The organism is uncultured Methylobacterium sp. (genome assembly GCF_964251405.1).
Classification (GTDB): domain Bacteria; phylum Pseudomonadota; class Alphaproteobacteria; order Rhizobiales; family Beijerinckiaceae; genus Methylobacterium.
In genome coordinates this window covers 1-22767 of the sequence record NZ_CAXUJR010000056.1, presented here as the reverse complement: position 1 = coordinate 22767, position 22767 = coordinate 1, and the positions used below count along the sequence as shown (strand labels likewise).

At 69.5% G+C, this 22767-nt stretch carries 23 protein-coding genes and 1 pseudogene; 10 read left to right on the top strand and 14 right to left on the bottom strand.

The window, feature by feature from the left end:
- From ACFE7U_RS11550 to ACFE7U_RS11540, 3 genes are all read left to right on the top strand, one after another.
- Positions 1-188 (top strand): FAD-linked oxidase C-terminal domain-containing protein (locus ACFE7U_RS11550; protein ID WP_375409872.1); only part of this gene is annotated, 188 nt, incomplete at its 5' end.
- Between the two features lie 312 nt (positions 189-500).
- Positions 501-794: a DUF2218 domain-containing protein gene (locus ACFE7U_RS11545; protein ID WP_375409871.1), complete on the top strand. Its 294-nt coding sequence runs from the start codon at positions 501-503 to the stop codon at positions 792-794.
- Positions 795-871: 77 nt separating this feature from the next.
- Positions 872-2137, top strand: a complete 1266-nt coding sequence (locus tag ACFE7U_RS11540) for an aminopeptidase (protein ID WP_375409870.1) — start codon at positions 872-874, stop codon at positions 2135-2137.
- Here ACFE7U_RS11540 and ACFE7U_RS11535 read toward each other — a convergent pair.
- The 9 genes from ACFE7U_RS11535 to ACFE7U_RS11495 all read right to left on the bottom strand — a co-directional run bounded on the left by ACFE7U_RS11535 (position 2134) and on the right by ACFE7U_RS11495 (position 9407).
- Positions 2134-3084, bottom strand: coding sequence for a lipid A biosynthesis lauroyl acyltransferase (locus ACFE7U_RS11535; protein ID WP_375409869.1), 951 nt, complete (start codon positions 3082-3084; stop codon positions 2134-2136). The genes ACFE7U_RS11540 and ACFE7U_RS11535 overlap by 4 nt on opposite strands.
- A gap of 290 nt (positions 3085-3374) precedes the next feature.
- Positions 3375-3557, bottom strand: coding sequence for a hypothetical protein (locus ACFE7U_RS11530; RefSeq protein WP_375409868.1), 183 nt, complete (start codon positions 3555-3557; stop codon positions 3375-3377).
- A gap of 132 nt (positions 3558-3689) precedes the next feature.
- Complete coding sequence (locus tag ACFE7U_RS11525) at positions 3690-4712, bottom strand: zinc-binding dehydrogenase (RefSeq protein ID WP_375409867.1); 1023 nt, start codon at positions 4710-4712, stop codon at positions 3690-3692.
- 169 nt (positions 4713-4881) lie between these two features.
- Positions 4882-5163, bottom strand: coding sequence for an SH3 domain-containing protein (locus tag ACFE7U_RS11520; protein WP_375409866.1), 282 nt, complete (start codon positions 5161-5163; stop codon positions 4882-4884).
- A gap of 8 nt (positions 5164-5171) precedes the next feature.
- On the bottom strand, positions 5172-5930 hold the full coding sequence (locus tag ACFE7U_RS11515) for an SDR family NAD(P)-dependent oxidoreductase (RefSeq protein WP_375409865.1): 759 nt from the start codon (positions 5928-5930) through the stop codon (positions 5172-5174).
- On the bottom strand, positions 5927-7210 hold the full coding sequence (locus ACFE7U_RS11510) for a beta-ketoacyl-ACP synthase (RefSeq protein WP_375409864.1): 1284 nt from the start codon (positions 7208-7210) through the stop codon (positions 5927-5929). Before ACFE7U_RS11510 ends, ACFE7U_RS11515 begins: the two co-directional genes overlap by 4 nt.
- A 226-nt stretch (positions 7211-7436) precedes the next feature.
- On the bottom strand, positions 7437-8579 hold the full coding sequence (locus ACFE7U_RS11505; protein WP_375409863.1) for a beta-ketoacyl-ACP synthase: 1143 nt from the start codon (positions 8577-8579) through the stop codon (positions 7437-7439).
- The gene (locus ACFE7U_RS11500) at positions 8576-9043 is read right to left on the bottom strand and encodes a 3-hydroxyacyl-ACP dehydratase FabZ family protein (RefSeq protein WP_375409862.1); all 468 of its coding nucleotides are present in this window, start codon (positions 9041-9043) and stop codon (positions 8576-8578) included. The genes ACFE7U_RS11505 and ACFE7U_RS11500 overlap by 4 nt, the downstream gene beginning before the upstream one ends.
- A gap of 46 nt (positions 9044-9089) precedes the next feature.
- Positions 9090-9407: an acyl carrier protein gene (locus tag ACFE7U_RS11495; protein ID WP_375409861.1), complete on the bottom strand. Its 318-nt coding sequence runs from the start codon at positions 9405-9407 to the stop codon at positions 9090-9092.
- A gap of 300 nt (positions 9408-9707) precedes the next feature.
- Between ACFE7U_RS11495 and ACFE7U_RS11490 the strand changes: the two genes are divergently transcribed.
- Positions 9708-10802 carry an AI-2E family transporter gene (locus tag ACFE7U_RS11490; RefSeq protein ID WP_375409860.1) on the top strand — a complete coding sequence of 365 codons (1095 nt, stop codon included), beginning with the start codon at positions 9708-9710 and terminating at the stop codon, positions 10800-10802.
- A gap of 216 nt (positions 10803-11018) precedes the next feature.
- Here ACFE7U_RS11490 and acnA read toward each other — a convergent pair whose 3' ends face one another.
- Complete coding sequence (gene acnA, locus ACFE7U_RS11485; protein WP_375409859.1) at positions 11019-13718, bottom strand: aconitate hydratase AcnA; 2700 nt, start codon at positions 13716-13718, stop codon at positions 11019-11021.
- 334 nt (positions 13719-14052) lie between these two features.
- Here acnA and ccmA point away from each other — a divergent pair, with 334 nt between their 5' ends.
- Together ccmA and ccmB are read left to right on the top strand one after the other, a co-directional pair.
- Positions 14053-14694: a heme ABC exporter ATP-binding protein CcmA gene (gene ccmA / locus ACFE7U_RS11480; protein ID WP_375409858.1), complete on the top strand. Its 642-nt coding sequence runs from the start codon at positions 14053-14055 to the stop codon at positions 14692-14694.
- On the top strand, positions 14691-15359 hold the full coding sequence (gene ccmB, locus ACFE7U_RS11475; protein ID WP_375409857.1) for a heme exporter protein CcmB: 669 nt from the start codon (positions 14691-14693) through the stop codon (positions 15357-15359). The genes ccmA and ccmB overlap by 4 nt, the downstream gene beginning before the upstream one ends.
- Before the next feature lie 14 nt (positions 15360-15373).
- Here the strand turns inward: ccmB and nth are convergent, their stop codons facing one another.
- Positions 15374-16144: an endonuclease III domain-containing protein gene (nth, locus tag ACFE7U_RS11470; RefSeq protein WP_375409856.1), complete on the bottom strand. Its 771-nt coding sequence runs from the start codon at positions 16142-16144 to the stop codon at positions 15374-15376.
- Positions 16145-16197: 53 nt separating this feature from the next.
- Positions 16198-16914, bottom strand: coding sequence for a GyrI-like domain-containing protein (locus tag ACFE7U_RS11465; protein WP_375409855.1), 717 nt, complete (start codon positions 16912-16914; stop codon positions 16198-16200).
- A 264-nt stretch (positions 16915-17178) separates the two neighbouring features.
- On the opposite strand from ACFE7U_RS11465, the gene dapF reads away from it, so the two are divergent.
- The 4 genes from dapF to ACFE7U_RS11445 all read left to right on the top strand — a co-directional run bounded on the left by dapF (position 17179) and on the right by ACFE7U_RS11445 (position 21985).
- The gene (dapF, locus tag ACFE7U_RS11460; protein ID WP_375409854.1) at positions 17179-18063 is read left to right on the top strand and encodes a diaminopimelate epimerase; all 885 of its coding nucleotides are present in this window, start codon (positions 17179-17181) and stop codon (positions 18061-18063) included.
- Positions 18064-19326, top strand: coding sequence for a tRNA (N(6)-L-threonylcarbamoyladenosine(37)-C(2))-methylthiotransferase MtaB (gene mtaB, locus ACFE7U_RS11455; RefSeq protein WP_375409853.1), 1263 nt, complete (start codon positions 18064-18066; stop codon positions 19324-19326). It begins immediately after the preceding gene.
- 182 nt (positions 19327-19508) lie between these two features.
- Positions 19509-20783, top strand: a complete 1275-nt coding sequence (locus ACFE7U_RS11450) for an AI-2E family transporter (protein WP_375409852.1) — start codon at positions 19509-19511, stop codon at positions 20781-20783.
- Positions 20784-20980: 197 nt separating this feature from the next.
- Entirely contained in the window at positions 20981-21985 is a 1005-nt protein-coding gene (locus ACFE7U_RS11445; RefSeq protein WP_375409851.1) for an LLM class flavin-dependent oxidoreductase, read from the top strand.
- 15 nt (positions 21986-22000) lie between these two features.
- Here the strand turns inward: ACFE7U_RS11445 and ACFE7U_RS11440 are convergent, their stop codons facing one another.
- Both ACFE7U_RS11440 and ACFE7U_RS11435 read right to left on the bottom strand, forming a co-directional pair.
- A complete protein-coding gene (locus tag ACFE7U_RS11440) occupies positions 22001-22555 on the bottom strand; it encodes a c-type cytochrome (RefSeq protein ID WP_375409850.1) in 555 nt (184 codons plus the stop codon).
- Between the two features lie 84 nt (positions 22556-22639).
- Positions 22640-22767, bottom strand: a pseudogene (locus tag ACFE7U_RS11435) (sorbosone dehydrogenase family protein); the annotation flags it as partial.

Genomic DNA, 22767 nt, shown 5'->3' with positions numbered 1-22767 from the left:
AGCATGGGATCGGCCAGATCAAACGCGACGAACTGGCGCGATACGCGGATCCCGTCGGCCTCGATCTCATGCACTCCCTCAAGGCGGCCTTGGATCCGCACCATCTTCTCAATCCCGGCAAAGTGTTGCCCGGCAAGGCGTTGCCCGGCCAGGTCGTGTCCAGCGAGGTCGCGCCCGGAACCACCTGATCTCGCGGCCGTGACCAGGGCCGGCACTGCCCTCGACGGCAAGGCAACCTCACCCTGATCCCGGGGTTGAACCCATCGAAAACGTTCGAGACGGATAGGGTATTGTGCATTGCACAAATCCGAGGGAGACTGGCGAATGCATCGCAGCGGATGCGAGGGATCGCGGCCATCGCGTTAGTCGCTCGTTAACCGGCCGGGCCGCATTTTCGATGGCGGCAACGCGCCTTGGATGTCCGGCTTTCGGGTCCGCTGCACTGCCGCGATCCCAGTCGCTCCGACCGGGATCGTGGCGAGACCTTCAGGAGATGATGTATGCCGACCTCACAGGCACGGGTGCCCACTGCCGAAGCCAGCCGCTACCTCAAGCAGCTCTGTCGGCACTGGAGCCACAAGTTCCCGGTGGAGACCAAGGACGACCACGGCACGGTGCCTTTCGGCGAGGACAGGGTCTGCACCTTCGAGGCGGAGGCCGATGCCCTGCTGATGCGGGTGGTCACCCCCGACCCGGCCGGTCTGACACGGCTCGAGAACGTGGTCGCCGATCACCTGCTGCGCTTCGCGTTCCGGGAGAATCTCGGCGAGATCCGTTGGTCGCGCGCGGCTTGACCTGCCGCCTCTCGCGCTGATCTTAAGCGCGCCAGCGACCTCACGGGGCCGACAGGACAGGCACGTGGCAGCCCATCATGCACGAGACCGGGACTTCGACCGTGGCGAGCCTGTCTCATGACGAGCGCTTGGCCCGTCTCGCGGAGGTGGCGGTCAAGGTTGGGCTCGGGCTGAAGGCCGGCCAGGAACTCGTCATCACCGCTCCCCTCGAGACCGTCGCCCTGGTCCGTGCCATCACGGTCGAGGCCTACAAGGCCGGTGCATCGCTGGTCACGGCCTTCTACTCGGACGATGCCGCCACCCTGGCGCGCTTCACCCATGCCCCCGACGACGCCTTCGACGTCGCCTCGGGCTGGCTCTATGCCGGCATGGCCGAGGCCTACCGCAACGGTGCGGCGCGTCTCGCCATCGCAGGCGACGATCCCTCCTTGCTCTCCGGCCAGGATACGGCCCGGGTGTCGCGCGCCAACCGCGCCCGCTCGAAGGCCTATGTGCCGGCGCTGGAACTCATCGCCAATTTCTCCATCAACTGGACCATCGTCTCGGCCGCCACCCTTCCCTGGGCGCGGACGGTGTTCCCAAACGAACCCGCCGACATCGCTCTATCCAAGCTCTGGGACGCGATCTTTGCCGCCTCCCGCGTCGACGGCGACGATCCGGTCGCGGCCTGGGAGACGCACAACGCGGCCCTGCGCGCCCGCACCGAGACCCTGAACCGCCACCGCTTCGCAGCCCTGCGCTTCAAAGGGCCGGGTACGGACCTCACCGTGGGTCTGGCCGACGACCACGAGTGGTGCGGCGGCGCCTCGACGGCGCGCAACGGCATCGTCTGCAACGCCAACATTCCGACCGAAGAGGTCTTCACCACGCCCCACAAGGCGCGGGTCGATGGGTTCGTCACCAGCACCAAGCCGCTGTCCTACCAGGGCACCCTGATCGAGGGCATCACGGTGCATTTCGCGGACGGTCGCATCGTCGAGGCCTCGTCGCGGATCGGCAACGACGTGCTCGCCAAGGTCCTCGACACCGACGAGGGCGCCCGGCGACTCGGCGAGGTCGCCCTGGTGCCGGCCTCCTCGGCGATCTCGGCGTCCGGGCTGCTGTTCTACAATACCCTCTACGACGAGAACGCGGCGAGCCACATCGCGCTCGGCCAAGCCTACAGCAAGTGTTTCCGCAACGGCGGCGAGGGCTTCAGCGAGGAGGATCTGGCAGCCCGCGGCGCCAACCGCAGCCTGATCCACATCGACTGGATGATCGGCTCGGCCGACATCGACGTCGACGGCCTCACACTGGAGGGCCGCGCCGTGCCGGTGATGCGCGGCGGCGAGTGGGTGGACTAGCCTTTCGCCACCTTCGGCTTCGGCAGCATATTGGGACGCCAGCGGCGGTGCATCCACAGCCACTGGCCGGGATTCTCGCGCACCCAGCCCTCGACGACGCGGGTCATCGCCTGGGTCGCGCCCTGGACGTCGATGGCGCCGCCGGCGTCGCGGGGCAGGTCGAGGGGCGGGGTCAGTTCGAGGTGGAAGCGGACCCCCGGACGCCGGATCACCCGCACGCCGTGGACCGGGCACTCGTAGTGCCGGGCGAGCTTGGCGAGCAGCGGATTGGCCAGAACCGGCTTACCGAAGAACTCCACCACGACCCCGCGGGTGAAATGCTGGTCGATGAGCTGGCCGAGATGGCCGCCACGCTCGACCACGCCCTGCATGGAGAACACCGACCCCTGCCCGGAGGCGGCGAGCCCGCCCATCGTCTCGCGACGGATCTCCTGCACGAGGCGGGCGGTGGCGGCGTCGTTGGGGGGCCGGAAGATCGCGGTGGCATCGAGCCCGTATTTCGCCGCGCAGATCGCCGGCAGCTCCCAATTGGCCAGATGCGCGGCGAAGATCAGGCCGGGCTTGCCGTCGTCGCGTAAGTTCGCGAAGTGCTCGATGCCGTCGGCCGTGATCCGCTGGTTCGCGGGGTCGGTCTCGTCGATATCGAACAGCGTATGCAGGTGAGCGTATTCGGCACCGGTGCGGCCGAGATTGTCCCAGGCCTCGCGCGCCAGGGCCTGGATCGCCGCCTCATCCCGCTCCGGAAAGGCCGATCGCAGGTTCGCGATCGCCGTGCGGTGGGCCGGAAGCCAAGGGCCGACCCTGCGCGTGAGCGCGCCGCCACAGGCGCTCGCCCGCTCCGGCCCGAGCGCCCTCGCCAGCCAGAACAGGCCGCGCACGAGCGGGATCATCGCCAATCCCGCGAGACGCGGCAGGTGGCGGTTCAGGAGCAGGGCGAGGCGGAGCAAGGCGGACCCGGGATCGAGGATGGCGCCCGACCGGACGCACTCGCGTTCCGCTTAATGCGCTTTCGCTGTCGTGGACAACCCGCCTCCACCGAGTGGACCACATCCGATGCCTGACACCCACGCCCGTGACGGACCGCCTTGGCGGCCGTGTCTCGATGCCCCCGTTTCATCACGCTCGCATCGAGGGACTTTCACGGTCGTCCTCGCCCTCTTCGTCGGGGCTGAGCCTGTAACGAACCAGCCTCTCCCCGTGCCTTCACACCCCTCGACGGCGAGTCGCGAAACGGGATCTAACCGTACCCCAGCAGTGCGAGGATCGCATGGATCACCGTCGCGCCCCCGATGGGTGCGACGAGGAGGAACACAGCGTTCACCGCGATGATCCCTACGAACACCTGCTCCTGGCGCTTCGTGAACCCGGGCTTGCCGGATGGCGGCTCCTGGGGCGGTGTCCATCCTCCCTCGAAGTACATCGGCATCCCCAATGCGATCTCTGCCGGCCCGATCCAGCGGGTGGAGCCATCATGGTAGGGCCGCGGGGTGCGCCTCCGCAATGACTCGTCGGCGGGCTTTGGAGGTCGGTACCAAGCGTCGGACCTGAAGCGCTAAAGCGTCACCAGGATCTTCCCGAAGACCTTTCGCGACTCGAGCCGTTCCAGGCCTGCCCCGAACTCGGCGAGCGGCAGCACGGTGTCCACCACGGGAGTCAGGCCAGCCGCCATCTTGGCCAGCGCGTCGCGGATATTGGCCATCGAGCAGCCGAACGAGCCGGTGATGCGGTACTGCTGCTGGAAGAGCTGCATCAGGTTCATCGTCGTCGACACCCCGGAGGTCGAGCCGCAGGTGACGAGGCGCCCGCCGCGCTTGAGGCAGAGCAGGGAGCCGTTCCAGGTCTCCGGCCCGACATGCTCGAACACCACGTCGACGCCCTTGCGCTTGGTCAACCGACGGACTTCGCCCTCGAAACGCTCGGTGCGGTAGTTCACGACGTGGTCTGCGCCCAAGGCTGCCGCCTTCTCGCCCTTGGAATCGTCGCCCACCGTGGTGAACACCGTGCAGCCGATGGCCTTGGCCATCTTGATCGCCGCCGTGCCGATGCCGGAGCCGCCGGCATGGACGAGGATGCTCTCGCCGGGTTCGAGCCGGGCATTGTCGAACAGCATGTGCTGGACGGTGCCGAACGCCACCGGTGCGCAGGCCGCATCGGTGAAGCTCACGCCATCGGGCACCTTGATGACGAGCCGTTCCGGCATGGTCACGAACTCGCGCGCGAAGCCGTCGAGATGGAAGCCCATCACGCCGGAGACGTCCTCGCAGAGGTTGTCGCGGCCCTGAAGGCACGCCTTGCAGCGCCCGCAGGTCCGGGCGCCGTACATCACCACGCGGTCGCCCGTCTTCAGGTCCGCCACGCCCTCACCCACGCACGTGATCTCGCCCGACGCCTCGGCGCCCACGGTGAGCGGCAGCTTGCGCTTGGCGAAGGCCATGCCGCGAAAGCCCCAGACGTCGATGAAGTTGAGCCCCACCGCGCGCACGCGGATCTGGACCTCGCCGGGTCCCGGGGCGGCCGGCGGCTCGACCTCGCAGACGCGCAGGTCGCGATCGCCGAAGAGTTGGAGGGCTTGCATGGCTATCCGTCGTTGTTCGGCCGCGCGGGTGTTCCCTCCTCCACCCAAGTGGGCATACCGGACTTGGGCATCAGGGTGCGGATCTCGGGCAGGCCCGAGATCCGATGGCAGGAGGGAATGCGCACGAAGCGGTTTCAGTAAGCAGCCGCGATCACGGCATCAACCCACCTCACTCCGGCGCCAGATACCGCCGCCTTGCCCATCCGAGGATCGGCCCGGCCTTCACCCGGCACCAGGTCAGCCCGCTCGGGGTGTCGGCGGTGCAGCCGAAGCCGCGCAGCCGCGCGCCCTGCGGTGCCTGGCCGAGGGCCGGCGCCTCGGCGTCCGGCGTCTCGCGGATGCTTAGGGTGTCGCCGGGGGGCAGGCCGTCGACGCGGAAGGAGTCCTGAGCCAGGGCGGCTACCGTCCATACGATGGCCAGGGATGAGAGACTGACGAGACGTAGGACCATGCTCGACCTCAGGCGCGGTGGACGCCCATCATCGCGGTCAGGCCGCCATCCACCGGCAGCACCGCTCCGGTGATATAGGAAGCCGCGTCCCCCATGAGGAAGGCGGCCAGGGCCGCCACCTCCCCCGGCCTCGCGAAACGCCCGGCCGGGATCTGCCGCTCCATGACCTCGCGATGGGCGGCGTAGGGCGCCATCATGTCGGTGTCGATGAACCCCGGCGCGATCACGTTGACGGTGATGCCGCGCTTGGCGGTCTCGATGGCGAGCGTCCGGCAATACGCGATGAGCGCGCCCTTGCTGGCGGCGTAGGCGGCGTTGCCGGGATTGGCCTGGAGCGCGGCGACCGAGCCGATCGCGACGATCCGCCCGCTCCGCGCCCGGATCATGCTCCGAACCAGCGCCTTGGCGAGGCGGGTCAGCGACCAGAAGTTCACCTGCATGGCGGCTTCGGCCTTGTCCTGATCCATCATCGCGGCGAGCACGTCGTAGGCTTGCCCGGCATTGTGGACGAGGCCGTGAAAGCCTTGCGCCTCGACCGATTCGCAGAAGGCGTCCAGAGCTGCTTTGTCGGCGAGATCGAGCGCATGGGCCCGGAACGCGCCTTCGGGGTAAGCCGCCTGCAGCTCCGCCACCAGGGCGTGGGCCGCCTCGCCGGAGGAGCGGTAGGTGAACTCGACGTCGTGGCCGGCTTGGCCCAGCCCGCGCACGATCGCCGCGCCGAGCCCTGAGCCGCCCCCCGTGACGAGGATCTTTCGCGGCGCGCTCATGCCGGCTCACCGCCGAGCACGAGGCAGGTATTCTGGCCGCCGAAGCCGAACGAGTTCGAGAGCACCCGCGCCACCGACACGTCCCGCGTCGTGGTCACCACGTCGAGCGGGATGGCGGGGTCGGGCACCGCGTAATTGATGGTCGGCGGGATGCGGCCATGCGCGATGGTAAGGAGCGAGACCACGGCCTCGATGGCGCCGGCGGCGGTGAGCGTATGACCGATCATCGACTTGTTGGAGGAGATCGGCAGCGTCGCCATGCGCTCGCCGAACACCACCATGCAGCCCATGGCCTCCATCTTGTCGTTCTCGGGCGTCGAGGTGCCGTGGGCGTTGATCGTGTCGATCCGCTCCGGCGGCGTGCCGGCATCGTCGAGCGCTGCGCGGATCGCCGCGATGATCGGGGCTCCGTCCGGGCTCGACCGGGTGCGATGGAAGCCGTCGCCCTTCTCGCCGCAGCCGAGCACGTAGCCGAGGATCCTGGCCCCCCGCGCCCTCGCCGCTTCGGCATCCTCCAGCACGAGGGCGGCGGCACCCTCGCCCATGACGAAGCCGTCCCGGTTCTTCGAGAACGGCTTCGAGGCGCCTTCCGGCGGGTCGTTCTGAGTGGAGAGCGCCGAGAGCAGCGAGAACCGGATCAGCGATTCCGGGTTCACCGAGCCGTCGGTGCCGATGCAGAGCGCCGCTTTCATCTCGCCGCGCCGGATCGCCTCGACGCCGAGCTGGATCGCGGTCGCTCCCGAGGAGCACGCGGTGGACAGCGAGATCGGCGAGCCCTTGGTGCCGAAACGGTCGGCGATCCGGTCGGCCACGGTCCCGAAGATGAAGAGGTCGTGCCAGGCGTCGAAGCGGCGGCTCGCGGCAGCGCGCTGGAGGTCGGCGTAGGTGACCTCGCCGTCCTGGCCTGAGGCCTCGGCGAGAGCCTGGCGCTGAGGCCATTCCATCTCGACGGGCGGCACCGCGATGAAGAGCGCACCCGGAAAGTCGTCCCTGGCGCCGATGCCGGATTGGGCGATGGCTTCCTCGGCGGCCTCCTCCGCGAAGCGCTGCGACAGGGCGGGCGCCACGAGCGGATCGGTGTCGAGGAAGTCGACTGTGCCGGCGATGCGCGTGCGCAGCCCGTCGGTGGCGAAACGCTTGATCGCATGGATCCCCGAGCGCCCGGCGGTCAGCCCCGCCCAGGTGTCGTCCTGGCCCTGGCCCAGGGACGTGACGATGCCAAGCCCGGTCACCGCCACCAGCGGGCGGCCTTTCGCGTCTCGAAGAGGATGATTCGTCATCGTGCTGATCTTGGTTCTCAACCGATTATCGGAAGCAAGCGCCTCTCCTCCTCACAGATATCGGGCTTGCCCGATAGCCGCACCCCAGTGCCCAAGTCGGGCAGGCCCTACTTGGGTGCGGGCAGGAGCCGGAGGTGGGGTGGTGCAGGAGGCCCCGTAACGCTCGATCCTGAGCCACCCCCACCCTAGCCCTCCCCGCAAGGGGGAGGGAACATGGTTCCGCCCCTCAAACTGCCGTCACCCGCACCACGCCCTCCCCGCGCCGGTGCCCGATCACCGTCACCGCCACCTCGCGCAGCCCGCCCTCCGCCACCAGGGCGGCGGCGAGCGCCGCGCCGAAGGGGGCGGTCACTTCCAGCGAATGGCCGGTGACATCGCCCAGAGCCGTGACGGCGACGCCCGGTGCCAAATCCGACAAGGCCGTACGTTCCTCCGCGGTGATCGGGGCCACGCCGGTCGCCCCCGAGATCACGGCGTCGGGCCGGGTCACGCCCGCATCCTTCCAGAGGTCCGACAGGCTCCGCCCGACGCTGCCGGGCGTGCGGCGCGGGCGGTCGCTCGCCACGGGAGCGAGCCGCGCCAGCGCCGGGGCGCCGCGGGCCGCCGCACCGTCGGCCGATTCCAGCACGAGGAAGGCGGCGGCGCTCCCCAGGATGAACCCGCCCTCGCCCTCCCCGTTCCGGGAGAAGACGGGGCGGAAATCGCGGGCGCGCAGGTAGCCGCCCATCTCGTGGACCACCATCACGTCTGGCCGCTCGGCGCTGTAGGAGCCGCCCACCAGCATGTGGTCGATCTGTCCCGATGCGATCCGCGCCGCCGCGATGCGCAGGGCGTCCACACCCGAGGATTCCTCGCCCATGAAGGTGCGTGAGGCGCCGGTGACGCCGTGGACGATGGCGATGTTGCCCGCGAGCAGGTTCGAGAGTTGGGCCAGGAACAGGGTCGGGCGCAGGTCGTTCAGCAGGCGCTCGTTGAGATAGGCACCCGGATCGGACGCATCGCGCAGGCCCGTCAGGATGGCCCCGTCGACGGCCGTGTCGCGCTCGCCGCCGCCGCAGGCGACCACGAGGTGCAGCGCGGCCTTGAACGCGGCATCGTCCTTCACGCCGGCCGAGTCGAGGGCGAGCCCGGCGGCATAGACGCCGAGCCGCTGCCACGGCTCCATCTGCCGCTGATCGGATTTCTTCGGGATCTGCCCGTCGAGCGCCAGGGGGGCCACGGGGTGCACCGTATAGGGCGCGAAGGTCGTCGTGTCGATGCGTGCCGGGGCATCTGCCTTCAGCGCCGCGAGATGGGCCGCGATGCCCTCTCCGGCACAGGAGACCAGGCCGATCCCCGTGACGACGACGTCGCGTCCGCCGGTGCTCATGTGAACGGCCCAAAGGCCAGGAGGCCGATCGCCTCGGCGCGTGCGCGCATGGGCGCGGACAGCGCCTCCGGGAAAGGCATCGTGCGGAAGCGAAGCTCTGCGTCGGCGACGAGCTTGTCGCCGTTCCGGATCGACGCCTTGGTCACGGCATAGCCGGAACCATCATGCTCCAGGCTCGCCTCGACGGTGAGGGTGGTCTCGGGCCCGACGAAGCCGCGAAAGCGTGCTTTTTCCACCGACATCAGGAACGGCATCAGCGTGAAGTCGAGATGTGCCAGCAGCAGATAGCCGGAGGCCTGCGCCATGGTCTCGGTCAGGAGCACGCCGGGCACCAGGGGATGGCCGGGGAAGTGCCCTTCGAAGACCGGGCTCTCGCGCGGCACCTCGGCGAGCGCCGTGATCCGTCCCGCCGCGCGGTCGAGCGATACGACGCGATCGATCATCTCGAAATATTCGAGGCGCATGGGTCCGGCTTCCCCCGCTCGCGGGCGTCAGGTCAGGCCTTGCGGATCAGGCCTTGGCGGCCTTCTCTGCGACGAGGGCGTCGATCCGCGCGCAGAGGTTCTTGAGGACGAAGTACTCCTCGGCCGGGACCTTGCCTTCGTTGACCTCCTGGGTCCAACGCTCCAGCGGCAGCTTGATCCCGAACGCCTTGTCGACCGCGAAGGCGATGTCGAGGAAGGCCAGGGAATCAATCCCGAGGTCGTCGATGGCATGGCTCTCGGGCGTGATCGTGTCGCGCGGGATGTCGGCGGTCTCGGCGATGATGTCCGAGACGCGGTCGAAGGTGGCTGACGTCGCCGGGGCTGTGTTGTGCAGGTCGGACATGGATTCTCGCTGGTTTCACGCGCGCCCGCCGCCACCCTGCGCGATGGGTAGCGCCGGCCGGCGATCGGGGCACGACGCATGACGCCCGGTGCCCCCGGTCGCGCGGCCTTGCGATCGATGCGCGGCCCCTCGCTCGGCAAGGCCCTGCACGATCGCGGTGCCTTACACGAGGGGGCATGGAGGGGCAACCTTGGCCGTTCGCCGGCCCCGGTTGGGGCCTATTCCGTGGACCCCATTACGGGCCTATGTCGAAGGTCCGCCGCCGGATCGTCCGGCTTCGGGGAAGCGGAAGGTCACCCCATGGAACCGCCCCTTCGGGCCGCCAACGATGCCGAACCGGTTGCCGATCGATGGCGGATGCAGGCCGCCGCACGCACGGCGATGGTCCTCGCGCTCTCCGCAATCGGCCTGTGGGTGCTGCACCCGTTCCTGCCGGCGCTGGCCTGGGCGGTGATCCTGGCGATCGCCCTGTGGCCGCTCTACGCCCGCGCGGAACGCCGGTGGCCGCCGAGTGGGCACGGCATCGCGCTGCCGGCGCTGTTCACGGCGCTCGTCGCCATCGTGTTCCTGGCGCCGCTGGTGGTGCTCGGCGTTCAGGCAGCCCGGGAGGCCCATGACGCCCTGGCCTGGGCCGGGCAAGCCGAGCGCAGCGGCATTCCGGCGCCGGAGATCCTGGCGCACCTGCCCTTCGGCGCGGCCCAGGCGAGCGCATGGTGGAACGACAACCTGAGCCACCCCTCCCCCGGTTCGGATCTGCTCCACCGCCTCGACAATCCGTCTGTGATCGGGCTGACGCGCAGCGTCGGGTCGCAGATCGTCCGCCGCTCCGTCCTGTTCGGCTTCACCCTGGTGACGTTGTTCTTCCTGTTTCGCGATGGACGCACGGTCATCGCGCAGTGTCTCACCGCCAGCGCCAAGCTCTTCGGTGCCCGCGGCGAGCGCGTTGCCCGACAGGTCGTCGCCTCGGTCCACGGGACGGTCGATGGCCTCGTCCTCGTCGGGCTCGGCGAGGGCTTTCTGCTGGGGGTGGTCTACTACGCGACCGGGACGCCGCATCCCGTGCTGCTCGGAGCGCTGACCGCGGTGGCTGCGATGATCCCGTTCGGGGCGCCGCTGGTCTTCGGGATCGCGGCCCTGCTGCTCGTCGCCAAGGCCGCGATGGTTCAGGCGGCGATGGTGATCGCGGCCGGCCTCGTCGTCACCTTCGTGGCCGACCACTTCGTGCGGCCGGCCCTGATCGGCGGCACCACCCGCCTGCCCTTCCTGTGGGTGCTGCTGGGCATCCTCGGCGGCGTCGAGACATTCGGGCTGCTCGGATTGTTCCTCGGGCCGGCCGTGATGGCGGCGCTGATGCTGCTATGGCGGGAGTTCACGGAGGGCAAAGCGGACGCATAGCGCGCATGGCCTTCTCCCCTCTGCGGGAGACGGTGGCCCGCGAAGCGGGTCGGATGAGGGAAGCACCGCCCTGTCAGGAAAGGTCGCGATCCCCTGTCCCGCCCCGCATCCGCGGGGCACCCTTCCCCATCCCAAGTCGGGCTTGCCCGACTTGAGGACTTGAAGTGCAGATCTCGGACATGCCCGAGATCTGTGGGGGGAGGGTTCGGACCCTCTCTACGCCGCCAGCGAACGCAGGACGTAGGGCAGGATCCCGCCGTTCCGGAAATACTCCAGCTCGTCGAGGGTATCGATCCGGCAGGTGAGCGGCACCTCCCGCTTCGATCCGTCGGCGGACGTGATCACGGCGATCATGGTCTGGCGCGGCTTGAGATCGCCCGAGAGCCCGAGCAGGCTCACGGTCTCGTCGCCCTTGAGCCCGAGGGAGTCCCAGCTCGTCTCGCCCTGGAACACCAGCGGGACGATGCCCATGCCGACGAGGTTGGAGCGGTGGATGCGCTCGAAGCTCTCGGCCACCACGGCGCGCACGCCGAGAAGCTTCGTGCCCTTTGCCGCCCAGTCGCGCGAGGAGCCGGTGCCGTATTCCTTGCCGGCGAAGACGACGAGGGGCGTACCCTGCTCGGCGTACTTCTGCGCGGCGTCGTAGATGAACATCCGCTCGCCGGAGGGCTGGAACAGCGTCCAGCCGCCCTCGACCACCTGGCCGGTCTCATCGCGGACCATTTGATTCTTGATGCGGATGTTGGCGAAGGTGCCCCGCATCATCACCTCGTGGTTGCCGCGCCGCGTGCCGTACTGGTTGAAATCCTGCACCCGAACCTGATGCTCCTGCAGGTAGGCGCCCGCCGGTGAGTTCGCCCGGATGTTGCCGGCCGGCGAGATGTGGTCCGTCGTGATCGAGTCGAGGAAGAGGCCGAGGATGCGCGCGTCGACGATGTCGGTGACGGGCGCCGGCTCCCGCTGCATCCCCTCGAAATAGGGCGGGTTCTGCACGTAGGTGGAGGTCGAATCCCACGCGAAGGTCTCGGCCTCGGTGACCTCCACGGCCTTCCAGTAATGGTCGCCGCCGAACACGTCGGCGTAGCGCGACTTGAACAGGGCCGAGGTGATGTTCGCCTCGATGAATTGCTGCACCTCGGCGCTCGTGGGCCAGATGTCGGCGAGATAGACCGGCTTGCCGTCGGAACCCGTCCCCAGCGGCTCGGCGGTGATGTCGATCTGCATCGAGCCCGCGAGCGCGTAGGCCACCACCAGCGGCGGCGAGGCGAGGTAGTTCGCCCGAACGTCCGGGTTCACGCGGCCCTCGAAGTTGCGGTTGCCGGAAAGCACCGCCGCCGCCACCACGTCGTTGTCGTTGATCGCCTTCGAGATCGGCGCCGGCAACGGACCGGAATTGCCGATGCAGGTGGTGCAGCCGAAGCCGACGAGGTTGAAGCCGAGCGCGTCGAGCGGCTGCTGCAGACCGGCCTTCTCGAGGTACTCGGCCACCACCTGCGAGCCCGGTGCGAGCGAGGTCTTCACCCAGGGCTTCGAGCGCAGGCCCTTGGCGACCGCGTTGCGGGCGAGGAGGCCAGCACCGATCATCACGCTCGGGTTCGAGGTGTTGGTGCAGCTCGTGATCGCGGCGATCACGACGTCGCCGTGGCCGATGTCGAAATTCGCGCCCTCGACCGGATAGCGCTTGGCGATATCGGCGGCTCTGCGGAACTCGGTTTCCATCGAGCCGGCAAAGCCGGGCTTGGCGCCGTCGAGCAGCACCCTGTCCTGCGGCCGCTTGGGGCCGGCGAGCGAGGGCCGGACCTCGCCCATGTCGAGTTCCAGGGTGTCGGTGAAGACCGGGTCCGGGGTCTGCGCGTCGCGCCACATCCCCTGCGCCTTGGCGTAGGCCTCGACCAGTGCGATGCGCTCGTCGGTGCGGCTCGTGACGCGCAGGAAGTCGATGGTCTTCTGGTCGATCGGGAAGAAGCCGCAGGTCGCGCCGTACTCGGGCGCCATGTTCGAGATCGTGGCGCGGTCGGCCACCGCCATGTCGTCGAGGCCGGGGCCGTAGAACTCCACGAACTTGCCGACCACGCCCTTCTTGCGCAGCATCTGCGTGACGGTGAGCACGAGGTCGGTGGCGGTCGTGCCCTCGGGCAGCTTGCCCGACAGCTTGAACCCGACGACCTCGGGGATCAGCATCGAGAGCGGCTGGCCGAGCATCGCGGCCTCGGCCTCGATGCCGCCCACGCCCCAGCCGAGCACGGCGAGGCCGTTGACCATGGTGGTGTGGGAATCCGTGCCGACGAGGCTGTCGGGATAGGCGAGCTCGGTGCCGTCTTCCGCCTTCGTCCAGACCGTCTGCGACAGGTATTCCAGGTTCACCTGGTGGCAGATGCCGGTGCCGGGGGGGACCACCGAGAAGTTGTCGAAGGCCGACTGGCCCCATTTCAGGAACGTGTAGCGCTCGCCGTTGCGCTCGTATTCCAGCGCCACGTTCTCGGCCAAGGCCTTGGGCGTCCCGAACTCGTCGACAATGACCGAGTGGTCGATCACGAGGTCGACCGGCACCAGCGGGTTGATCTTCTGGGGGTCGCCGCCGAGCGCCACCATCGCGTCGCGCATGGCGGCGAGGTCGACTACCGCCGGCACGCCGGTGAAATCCTGCATCAGCACGCGCGAAGGCCGGAACGCGATCTCGGTCTCGACCTTGCCGAGGTTGCCGAGCCACGCCACGGTCGCGGAGATGTCGTCCTTCTTGACCGAGCGGTTGTCTTCGAAGCGGAGCAGGTTCTCGAGGATCACCTTCATCGAGAAGGGCAGCGCCGTGGCGTCCGCGAGACCGGCCTTCTCGGCATGGGGAATCGAGTAGTAGGTGTAGGATTTGTCGCCGACGGTGAGGGTCTGGCGGGACTGGAAGCTGTCGATCGATGCCACGGCGGTTGTCTTCCTCGCGAGCGGTTGTCGAACACGCGCAGGCATAACCTGCGCCACGGATGTCGTGTTCGGCTGGATGCGCGTTGCACGCGCGCGCCGCTCCGGGGGTGCCCGGACAGGATGATGCGCGACGAGCGATTTGAACGCTCGGGATTCGCGCGGCGCAGCCTGGAATCGGTATAGAACACTTCGAAACGGCCCGCTACACGCAGGCGGTGACATGAGCGGGGGAGTGTCGTGTCGCGTGGACGGTGGTGGGTGGGCCATGTGGGATGTGGGTTCGCCGTTCCCTCCCCCGCAGAGCGGGGAGGGTTAGGTAAATGCAGGACCATTCGTGCGGCTGACCGTCACCTCCCTCGCCGTCCGCCGCTCCGGCCGCCGCATCTTCTCGGATCTGTCCTTCCTCCTCGCTCCCGGCGAGGCGCTGATGGTGACGGGCCGCAACGGCGCCGGCAAATCGACCCTGCTCAGCGTTCTGGCGGGCCGGCTCAAGCCGGAGACTGGCTCCATCACGGTCGCCGATGTCGGTGAGGCCACCTTGCCGGAATGCCTTCACGTGGTCGGCCACCGCGACGGGCTGAAGAGCCCGCTGACGGCCGAGGAGAACCTCGCCTTCGCCCGCGACCTGCTGGGCGCCCCCACGGCGAGCCCGCGCGCGGCTCTTGAAGAGCTCGGCCTCGGCCATGCCCTCCGGCTGCCGGTGGCCTATCTGTCGGCCGGGCAGCGGAGGCGGGTGGCGCTCGCCCGCCTCCTCGTCTGCCGCCGCCCCCTCTGGCTCCTCGACGAGCCGACCGCTGCCCTCGATACCGCGTCGCAGGCCATCCTGGCCGGGCTGATGGCACGGCATCTCGGCGAGGGCGGCCTCGTGATCGCCGCGACCCACCAGTCCCTCGGCCTCGAAGGCGCACGCGAACTGAGCATCGGCACGGTCGCGCCGGGACCGCAGATGCACCCGGCGCCCGAGGTGTGGTGGTGATCCGGGCGCTCGCCGCCCTCGTTCGCCGCGATCTCGCGCTGGCCGCCCGCGTCGGCGGGTCGGGCGCGCTGTCGCTGGTGTTCTTCCTGATGATCGTGTCGGTCGTCCCCTTCGCGTTGGGGCCGGACCTGAACCTGTTGAGTCGGATCGGCCCCTCGATCCTCTGGCTCGCGGCAGTGCTCGCCACCTTGATCGGCCTCGACCGGCTGTTCCAGGCCGACGAGGAGGACGGGTCGCTCGACCTCATGACGGGCGCGCCCGTACCCCTCGAACTCGTGGTGCTCGCCAAGGTCCTCGCGCACTGGCTCACCACCGGCCTGCCGCTCGCCCTGGCCTCGCCGCTGTTCGGCCTGCTCGTGGCGCTGGACGGCTCCGCCATGGCGGCTACGGCACTGACGCTCCTCGTCGGCACCCCGGCGCTGACCTTCGTCGGTGCGGTGGGGGCGGCGCTGACCGCCTCGATCCGCCGGGGCGGCCTCATCCTCGCCGTGGTGGTGCTGCCCTTGATGATCCCGACCCTGATCTTCGGCGTCTCGGCGAGCGAAGCGGCTACCGGCGGCACCGTCCCCTTTGCGACCCCGCTGATGATCCTGTCCGGCTTAAGCCTGATCGCGGCGGTGATCGGCACCCTGGCCTCGGCCGCGGCCCTGCGCTGGTCGGAATGAACGCTCCGCTCGTCCTATGACCGCGACGCCCGCGGCCGGTCCGCTTCACGGGACTGTCCCGTCGGGCAGAGGTCGAGGAGGACGCAAGCCCCGCAGGCGGGGCTGCGGTGGTGGCAGACCTGCTGGCCGTGGAGCATCAGGACCTCGTGGTTGTCGTAGAGGGCCTGCGCGCTCCAGTCGTCCGGCAGCTGCGCCCGCAGGATCGGGTGCGACGGGCCGACATCGACCTTGCTGCCGATCAGGCCCGTGCGCTGGGCCACCCGATGGTGATGGCTGTCCACCGGCAGCGCGGGCATGCGCAGCACGCTGAACGAGAGGACGGCGGCGCTGGTCTTCGGCCCGATGCCGGGGATCGCCTCCAGCCAGGCCCTCGCCTCGGCCACGGGGAGGTCCGCCAGGAAGTCGAGGGAGAGACCGCCGCGTCGCTCGCGAATCTTGAGCAGGATCGCCTGGATGCGCGGCGCCTTGAGCTCCGGCCAGGTTACCCCGGCGATGGTCTCCTCGACCTCGGCGACGGGGGCGTCGATGAGCGCTGCCCAATCCGGATATCGCGCCCGCATGGCCTTGAAGGCGCGACCCGACTCGGCGTTGCGGGTCCGGTGCGAGAGCAGCGAGGAGACGAGTTCGCTGACCGGATCGAGGCTGTGGAAGTACGGGATCGGGCAGCCGTAGACGGGGCAGAGCCGATGATGGATCTCCAGCGCCTTCTCGCGGAGCGTGTCCGCCTCGTCGGTGCGATGCCCGCGGGAATGGACGAAGAGGGTAGGTCCGGATGCAGTGGCCATGAGGGTCGAATCCGCGGGATTCCTCCGCGGTTCCCTCGCGCCCGCCGATCCGGCTATCGCGGCAGCGCGTAGATGTTGACCTCGAGCTTGTCGTCGGCGCGGTCGGTGAGGTCGGTGACGTATTCCTCGATGAAGCGGTCCTGCACCACCACGTCCTTGGCATCGAGATAGGCGGTCAGCGTCTCGTAGGTGCCGTCGATCTCCTCGTAGGAGCCCTTGTGGTTGAAGCGGAGCGCCCGGCCGGACGGCGTCACGCCGAAACGCATCCCTTCGCCGAGGGCGGGGACCGGATCGGGCGTGGCGGCGACGGGGATCATCGCCTCGAACTGGAAGCCGTCGTCGTCGGTCTTGGCGAAGACCGCGATCGGGCGGCCGGTCGGTGGGATTCCGGCCTTGGCGAGGTTCGCCTCGATGCGCCGGAAGGCGCCCTGCAAGGTGGCTACCGCTTCGTCCCACTTGGCGGTGCCGGCGAGGATCGCGGCGGGCTGGGCCGGCAGGGTGACGTCGTCGACGTCGTTGGCCTCCCCGGGCGTCTCCACGAGAAGCCGGCGTGTCGGCGAGGCCGGTGAGACCGCGGGCAGTCCCGGAGCGATCGATTGCGTCGGGGCCGGGAGCTGGGGCGTCGCGGGCGTGGCCGGATCGGGCGCCGTGGTGGTCGGCAGCGGATTGGTCACCGCCGGCGGCTTCACCTCCTGCGCCGGAACGGACACGCAGAGGATCACCATGCCGGCGAGAAGGCCCGAGGGGAGCGAGAGGCGAAGGCGGGTCACGGGCGGCGCTCCGGCAGTATCATGGAGGCGGTATCTCGAGGCTTGGCCGGACGTGCGCGTGCCGGTTGCCCTCAGCCTACCGTATCGGCGAACGGAGACGCCTGCGAGACGTCACCCGTGCCATCGCGCACGATGCCCGCGAGCCGCGGCGCTTCTGCAACGCCCCGCGATCGTGCGCGGCCCGCCGCTTTGCCCTATAGGCAGGCTCCGGTCGCCGAGCAGGGCCGGCAACCCGAGCGCGCCCTGAGTGAGTACCTCCCCAGCATGAGTCCCCTGTCCCACCGACGCTTCCTGAAGATGCACGGCGCCGGCAACCGGATCGTCGTCCTCGACTTGCGCGGTTCGGCCCATCGGGTGACCGCGGAGGAGGCCGTCGCGGTCGCCGGCCATCCGCGATCGGGCTTCGATCAGCTCATGGTGATCCACGACCCGACGTCTCCGAACACGGATGCGTTCCTGCGGATCTACAACACCGACGGCACCCAATCCGGGGCCTGCGGCAACGGCACCCGCTGCGTCGCCTTCGCGATGCTGGACGACCCCGCCATGGCGCGGCCCGCCGAGAGCGGGCGGCTCACACTGGAAACCATCTCCGGCCTCGTCGCCGTGAACCGGCTGGCCGACCGCTCCTTCACCGTCGACATGGGCCGGCCCCGTCTGAAATGGGACGAGATCCCGCTGGCCGAGCCGTTCCCGGACACGCGCCGGATCGAGCTGCAGATCGGCCCGATCGACGCCCCCGTGCTGCACTCGCCGGGCGCGGTGAACATGGGCAACCCTCATGCGATCTTCTTCGTCGACCGCGACCCCGCCGGCTACGATCTCGGGCGGATCGGGCCGATGCTCGAGAACCACCCGATCTTCCCCGAGCGCGCCAACATCTCACTGGCGCAGGTGAGCGGCCCCGAGACGATCACCCTGCGGGTCTGGGAGCGGGGCGCGGGCCTCACCCTCGCCTGCGGCACCGCCGCCTGCGCGGCGGTGGTGGCGGCCTCGCGCCTTCGGATGATCGGCCGCCACGCGACCGTGAGCCTGCCCGGCGGCGACCTCGTCATCGAGTGGCGCGCCGACGATCACGTCCTCATGACCGGCCCCGTCGCCCTCGAATGGGAGGACGCCTTCCCGCCCGAGATCTTCGAGGCCGCCTGAATGGCCGTCGAGACCCTGACCTTCGGCTGCCGCCTCAACACGGTGGAATCCGAGGTGATCCGCGCGCATGCCGGGGTCGCCGGACGCGACCGCGTGGTCGTGAACACCTGTGCGGTGACGGCGGAAGCCGGCCGCCAGGCCCGCAAGGCCATCCGCCGCCTGGCACGCGAGCGGCCGGATGCCGAGATCGTGGTCACCGGCTGCGGCGCCCAGGTCGAGACCGCGACCTACGCGGCGATGCCGGAGGTCGCGCGGCTCGTCGGCAACGATGCCAAGCTGCAGCCCGAGACCTGGGCGGAGAAGACCTGGGCGGAGTTCGGCGAGCGCGTCGCGATCGACGACATCATGGCGGTGCGGGCCTCCGCCCCGACGCGGATCGCACATCTCCCGGACCGTACCCGCGCCTTCGTGCCGGTGCAGAACGGCTGCGACCACCGCTGCACCTTCTGCGTCATCCCGTTCGGACGCGGAAACTCGCGGTCTCTCGCGGTGGACGACGTCGTCGATCAGGTCCGCCGCATCGTCGCTCATGGCGGCTGCGAGGTCGTGCTGACGGGCGTCGACCTCACCGCCTACGGACGCGATCACGGCGCTCCGGCGAGCCTCGGCCGGTTGGTCCGCGCCATCCTCGCCGAGGTTCCGGACCTCGGCCGCCTGCGCCTGTCGTCCATCGACTCGATCGAGGCCGACGACGACCTGATGGCGGCGATCGCCACCGAGCCGCGGCTGATGCCCCACCTGCACCTCTCGCTTCAGGCCGGCGACGATCTCGTGCTCAAACGGATGAAGCGGCGCCACACCCGCGCCGACGCCATCCGCTTCTGCGAGGAGGTCCGTCGGCTGCGGCCTGAGATCATGTTCGGTGCCGATCTGATCGCTGGGTTCCCCACCGAGACCGAGGCGCAGTTCCGTCGCTCCCTCGACCTCGTCGCCGAATGCGGGCTGACGCACCTGCATGTTTTCCCGTACTCGTCCCGTCCCGGCACGCCGGCGGCGCGGATGCCGCCGGTGGCCGACAGCGTGGTGCGCGAGCGCGCCGCGCGTCTACGCGAGGCCGGCACCGCGTCCCTGGCCCGCCACCTCGCGGGCGAGGTCGGGCGGACGCATCGCGTTCTGGCCGAGCGCGGCGGCATCGGCCGCACGGAGGGCTTCACGCCGGTGCGCCTCGATCCGGCGATTCCAGCCGGCACGCTGTGCGATGTCGCCATCGCCGGGCATGACGGACGAATGCTGATCGCCGCGCCCCGCTCCTCCGCCGGTTAGCGCCCTCCCCTTCGATCCCTCCAGGTGGGATGCCATTCACGGCACGCGTGGCGCCGGTCCGAGACCACGTGCGCCGACGATGCGGTGGCCGCGCTCTGGACTTGTCCGCCTGGAAAGCCCAGTGGCTTCCGCGCCATGGATCGCCCCTGCGATCATCGGGGCGTGGCGGGGAAATCCAAACGATGCAGGACGCTGACACGACGCACGGGGCGGCCGGGCCGCGGCCCGGAACATGGTCGCTCGCCGTCTCGGGCATCGCGGTGGTGTGCTTCGTCGCGCTTCTGGCGCTGGCTTGGCTGGCGGCCTCGACCCTGTTCCTGATCTTCGCCGGCGTGCTCCTCGCGGTGTTTCTCGACGGTCTGACCCGCCTCCTCGGAGCGGTGCTTCCGCTCGGCCGGGGCCTGCGGCTCGCCCTCATCAGCCTGGTGCTCGCAGGCTTCTGCGCGGGCCTCGTGGCCTACGGCGGTACGATCGTGGTCCAGCAGTCCCGCGATCTCGGCCAGACGATCCAGGGACAGTCCGGCATCGTACGGGACTGGCTGAAGGGCTACGGGATCGACCTGCCCGCCCTCCCCGGTCCCGAAGCCGGGAAGCCACCTGCGGGGGCGCCCGACCCATCGGCGAAGCCGCAAGCGGGAGACGCAGCGAAGTCGCAGGAGGCGCCGAAAGAGGAGGCCAGATCTCAGGAGGAGGCTAAATCCCATGACGAGGGCAAGCCCCGGAACGAAGCCAAGCCGGCGGGTGATGGCAAGCCCGAGGGCGGACTCGGCGGCTTGGCATCGGGCTCGATGAAGGGCCGGGGCTCACTGATGCCCGATGCCAGCGGCGTGCTCGGGCCGGCGGCGAACGTGGTCTTCGCCCTCTTCAACGCCCTCGGCAACGTCCTCGTCATCGTCTTCCTCGGGATCGCCTGTGCGTCCGATCCCGGCAGCTACCGCGACGGGCTGCTGCGGTTCGCCCCGCCCCGGCACCGGCCGCGCGGGGCGAAGCTGCTCGACGGCATGGGCGAGACCCTGCGCAACTGGCTGTTCGGCCAGCTCATCACGATGGTGGTGATCTTCCTCTGCACCTGGGCCGGGCTCGCCGTCCTCGGGGTCGGCGGCGCCTTGATCCTCGGTATCCAGGCGGGGCTGCTCGCCTTCATCCCCACGATCGGGCCGCTCATCGCCGGCGTCGTCATCGTCCTCGCCAGCCTTGCCTCGGGGTCGGGCACGGCTCTCGGCGCGCTCGGGGTCTACATCGCGGTGCAGACCCTGGAGACCTACGGCCTCACCCCCTTCATCCAGAAGCGGGCGCTGGCCATCCCGGAGGCCACGATCTTCGCCGCCCAGTTGCTCCTTGGGGTCCTGTTCGGACTCTGGGGCGTCGCCCTCGCCCTGCCGTTCACGGCGGTCATCAAGGTGCTGCTGGACCAGCTCTACATCGAGGAGACCCTGCACGAGGACACGGAGGCCTGAGGCGTCGGGGATCGCGCTGCGGAGAGCAGCCGTCATCGGCGATGGCGCCCTGCCGTTGCCCGTGAAATCTCGGGCGAGCCTTCCGCCGCCGATGGCGTTCTGCCGCTTGCGGCATGCCCCTCGGCTCACGATGTTCAGGACGAGGGGACGACGTCGACCGGTGAGACGCCGGCCGAGGGACACGGATAGGGCGGCACATGCCCCTGCTTTCGATACTCGATCTCGCGCTCGTTCCCGAAGGGGCGACGCCGGGAGACGCGTTGCGGAATACGCTCGATCTCGCCGGCCACGCCGAGCGGCTCGACTACAACCGCTTCTGGCTTGCCGAGCACCACAACATGGTCGGTGTCGCGAGCGCCGCGACTGCCGTCGTGGTCGGCTACGTGGCCGCAGGCACGCGCAAGATCAGGGTCGGCGCCGGCGGCATCATGCTGCCGAACCACTCGCCGCTGGTGATCGCCGAGCAGTTCGGAACGCTCGAGACGTTGTATCCCGGCCGGATCGACCTCGGCCTCGGGCGGGCGCCGGGTACGGACCAACTCACCATGCGTGCCCTGCGGCGCATGCCCGGCGCAGCCGACACGTTCCCGCAGGACGTCGTCGAATTGCAGGACCTGCTCGGACCGCTTCGTCCCGGGCAGGCGGTCCAGGCCGTTCCGGGCACCGGGCTGAGGGTGCCGCTATGGATCCTCGGATCGAGCCTGTTCGGTGCGCAGCTCGCCGCGATGATGGGCCTGCCCTTCGCCTTCGCGTCGCATTTCGCACCCGAGGCGCTCTTGCCGGCCCTCGATGTCTACCGCTCTCGCTTCCAACCCTCCGAGCAGCTCCAACGCCCCTACGCGATGGTGGGCGTCAACGTCATCGCGGCCGAAACAGACCGGGACGCAAGGCGGCTGTTCACGTCGGCCCAACAGCAATTCACCCATCTGCTTCGTGGGACGCGTGGTCTGCTTCGGCCGCCGATCGAGGACATCGAGGCCTACTGGTCCCCGGCCGAGAAGGCGCAGGCGTCGAGGATGCTGGCGAGATCCTTCGTCGGTTCCGGAGCCACGGTCGGAGCTGAGCTGGAGCGCTTCATCGCTGAGACCGGAGCCGACGAGCTCATGGTCGCCTCGGCGATCCACGATCATGCGGCCCGGCTGCGATCATACGCGATCCTCGCCGATGTCCATCGATCGACGGGCCGCGTCAGGGCGGCTTGAGAGACAGCCGTCCGCTCAGGGCCTGCGAGCGATCGCATGGGCGAGATCTGCGATCTCGCTCGCGCTCAACTCTCCGGCCACCTCGTTCATCTGCGGGTCGAATCCTGCACGCTCGCTCGTCTTGTAGGTGGCGAGGGCTTTGGCGAGGTAGTCCTCGCGCTGGGCCTTGATGCGTGGCACGCCCTTGTCGCCCCCGAGATCCGCACCGTGGCAGGAGACGCATCGGTGCTTGCCGATGGCGGCGTCCGCACGCGCGACGCGCTCCGGCTCGGCCGGTGTGCCCTGATAGACGGGAGGCGGCAGCGCGGCGATCGCGGCTCCGTAGGCTTGCAGGTCTTCATCGGTCATGGGTTCGGCGAGGCTGTTCATCGGATCGGCCTTGCGCTGACCCTCGCGGAACATGAACAGCTGGTTCGTGACGTAGATCGCCGGCATGCCACCGAGGGACGGGATGCCCTCCGTGGCGGAGGCGGATGCGCCGTGGCAATCCGTGCAGACCGAGATGTCCGGTCCGGCGTCAGCGGCTCCCGTGAGAGCCACGAGGAGACCGAGGGCAAGAGCGACGCGCATGGGGCCTGACCGTCCGGGATTGCGGCGAGGCCGGGGCGCGTTCGCCCCGGCCGGTGGGTTTTACTTGGCGGCTTACTTGGCGGCTTACTTGGCGGCGCGCTTGGCCGTCGTGGCGTCGTAAGTGACGCGGTAGATGGCTCCGTTCAGGTCGTCGGACACGAGGAGCGCACCGTCGGGCGTGACCTGAACGTCGACGGGACGTCCGACGAACT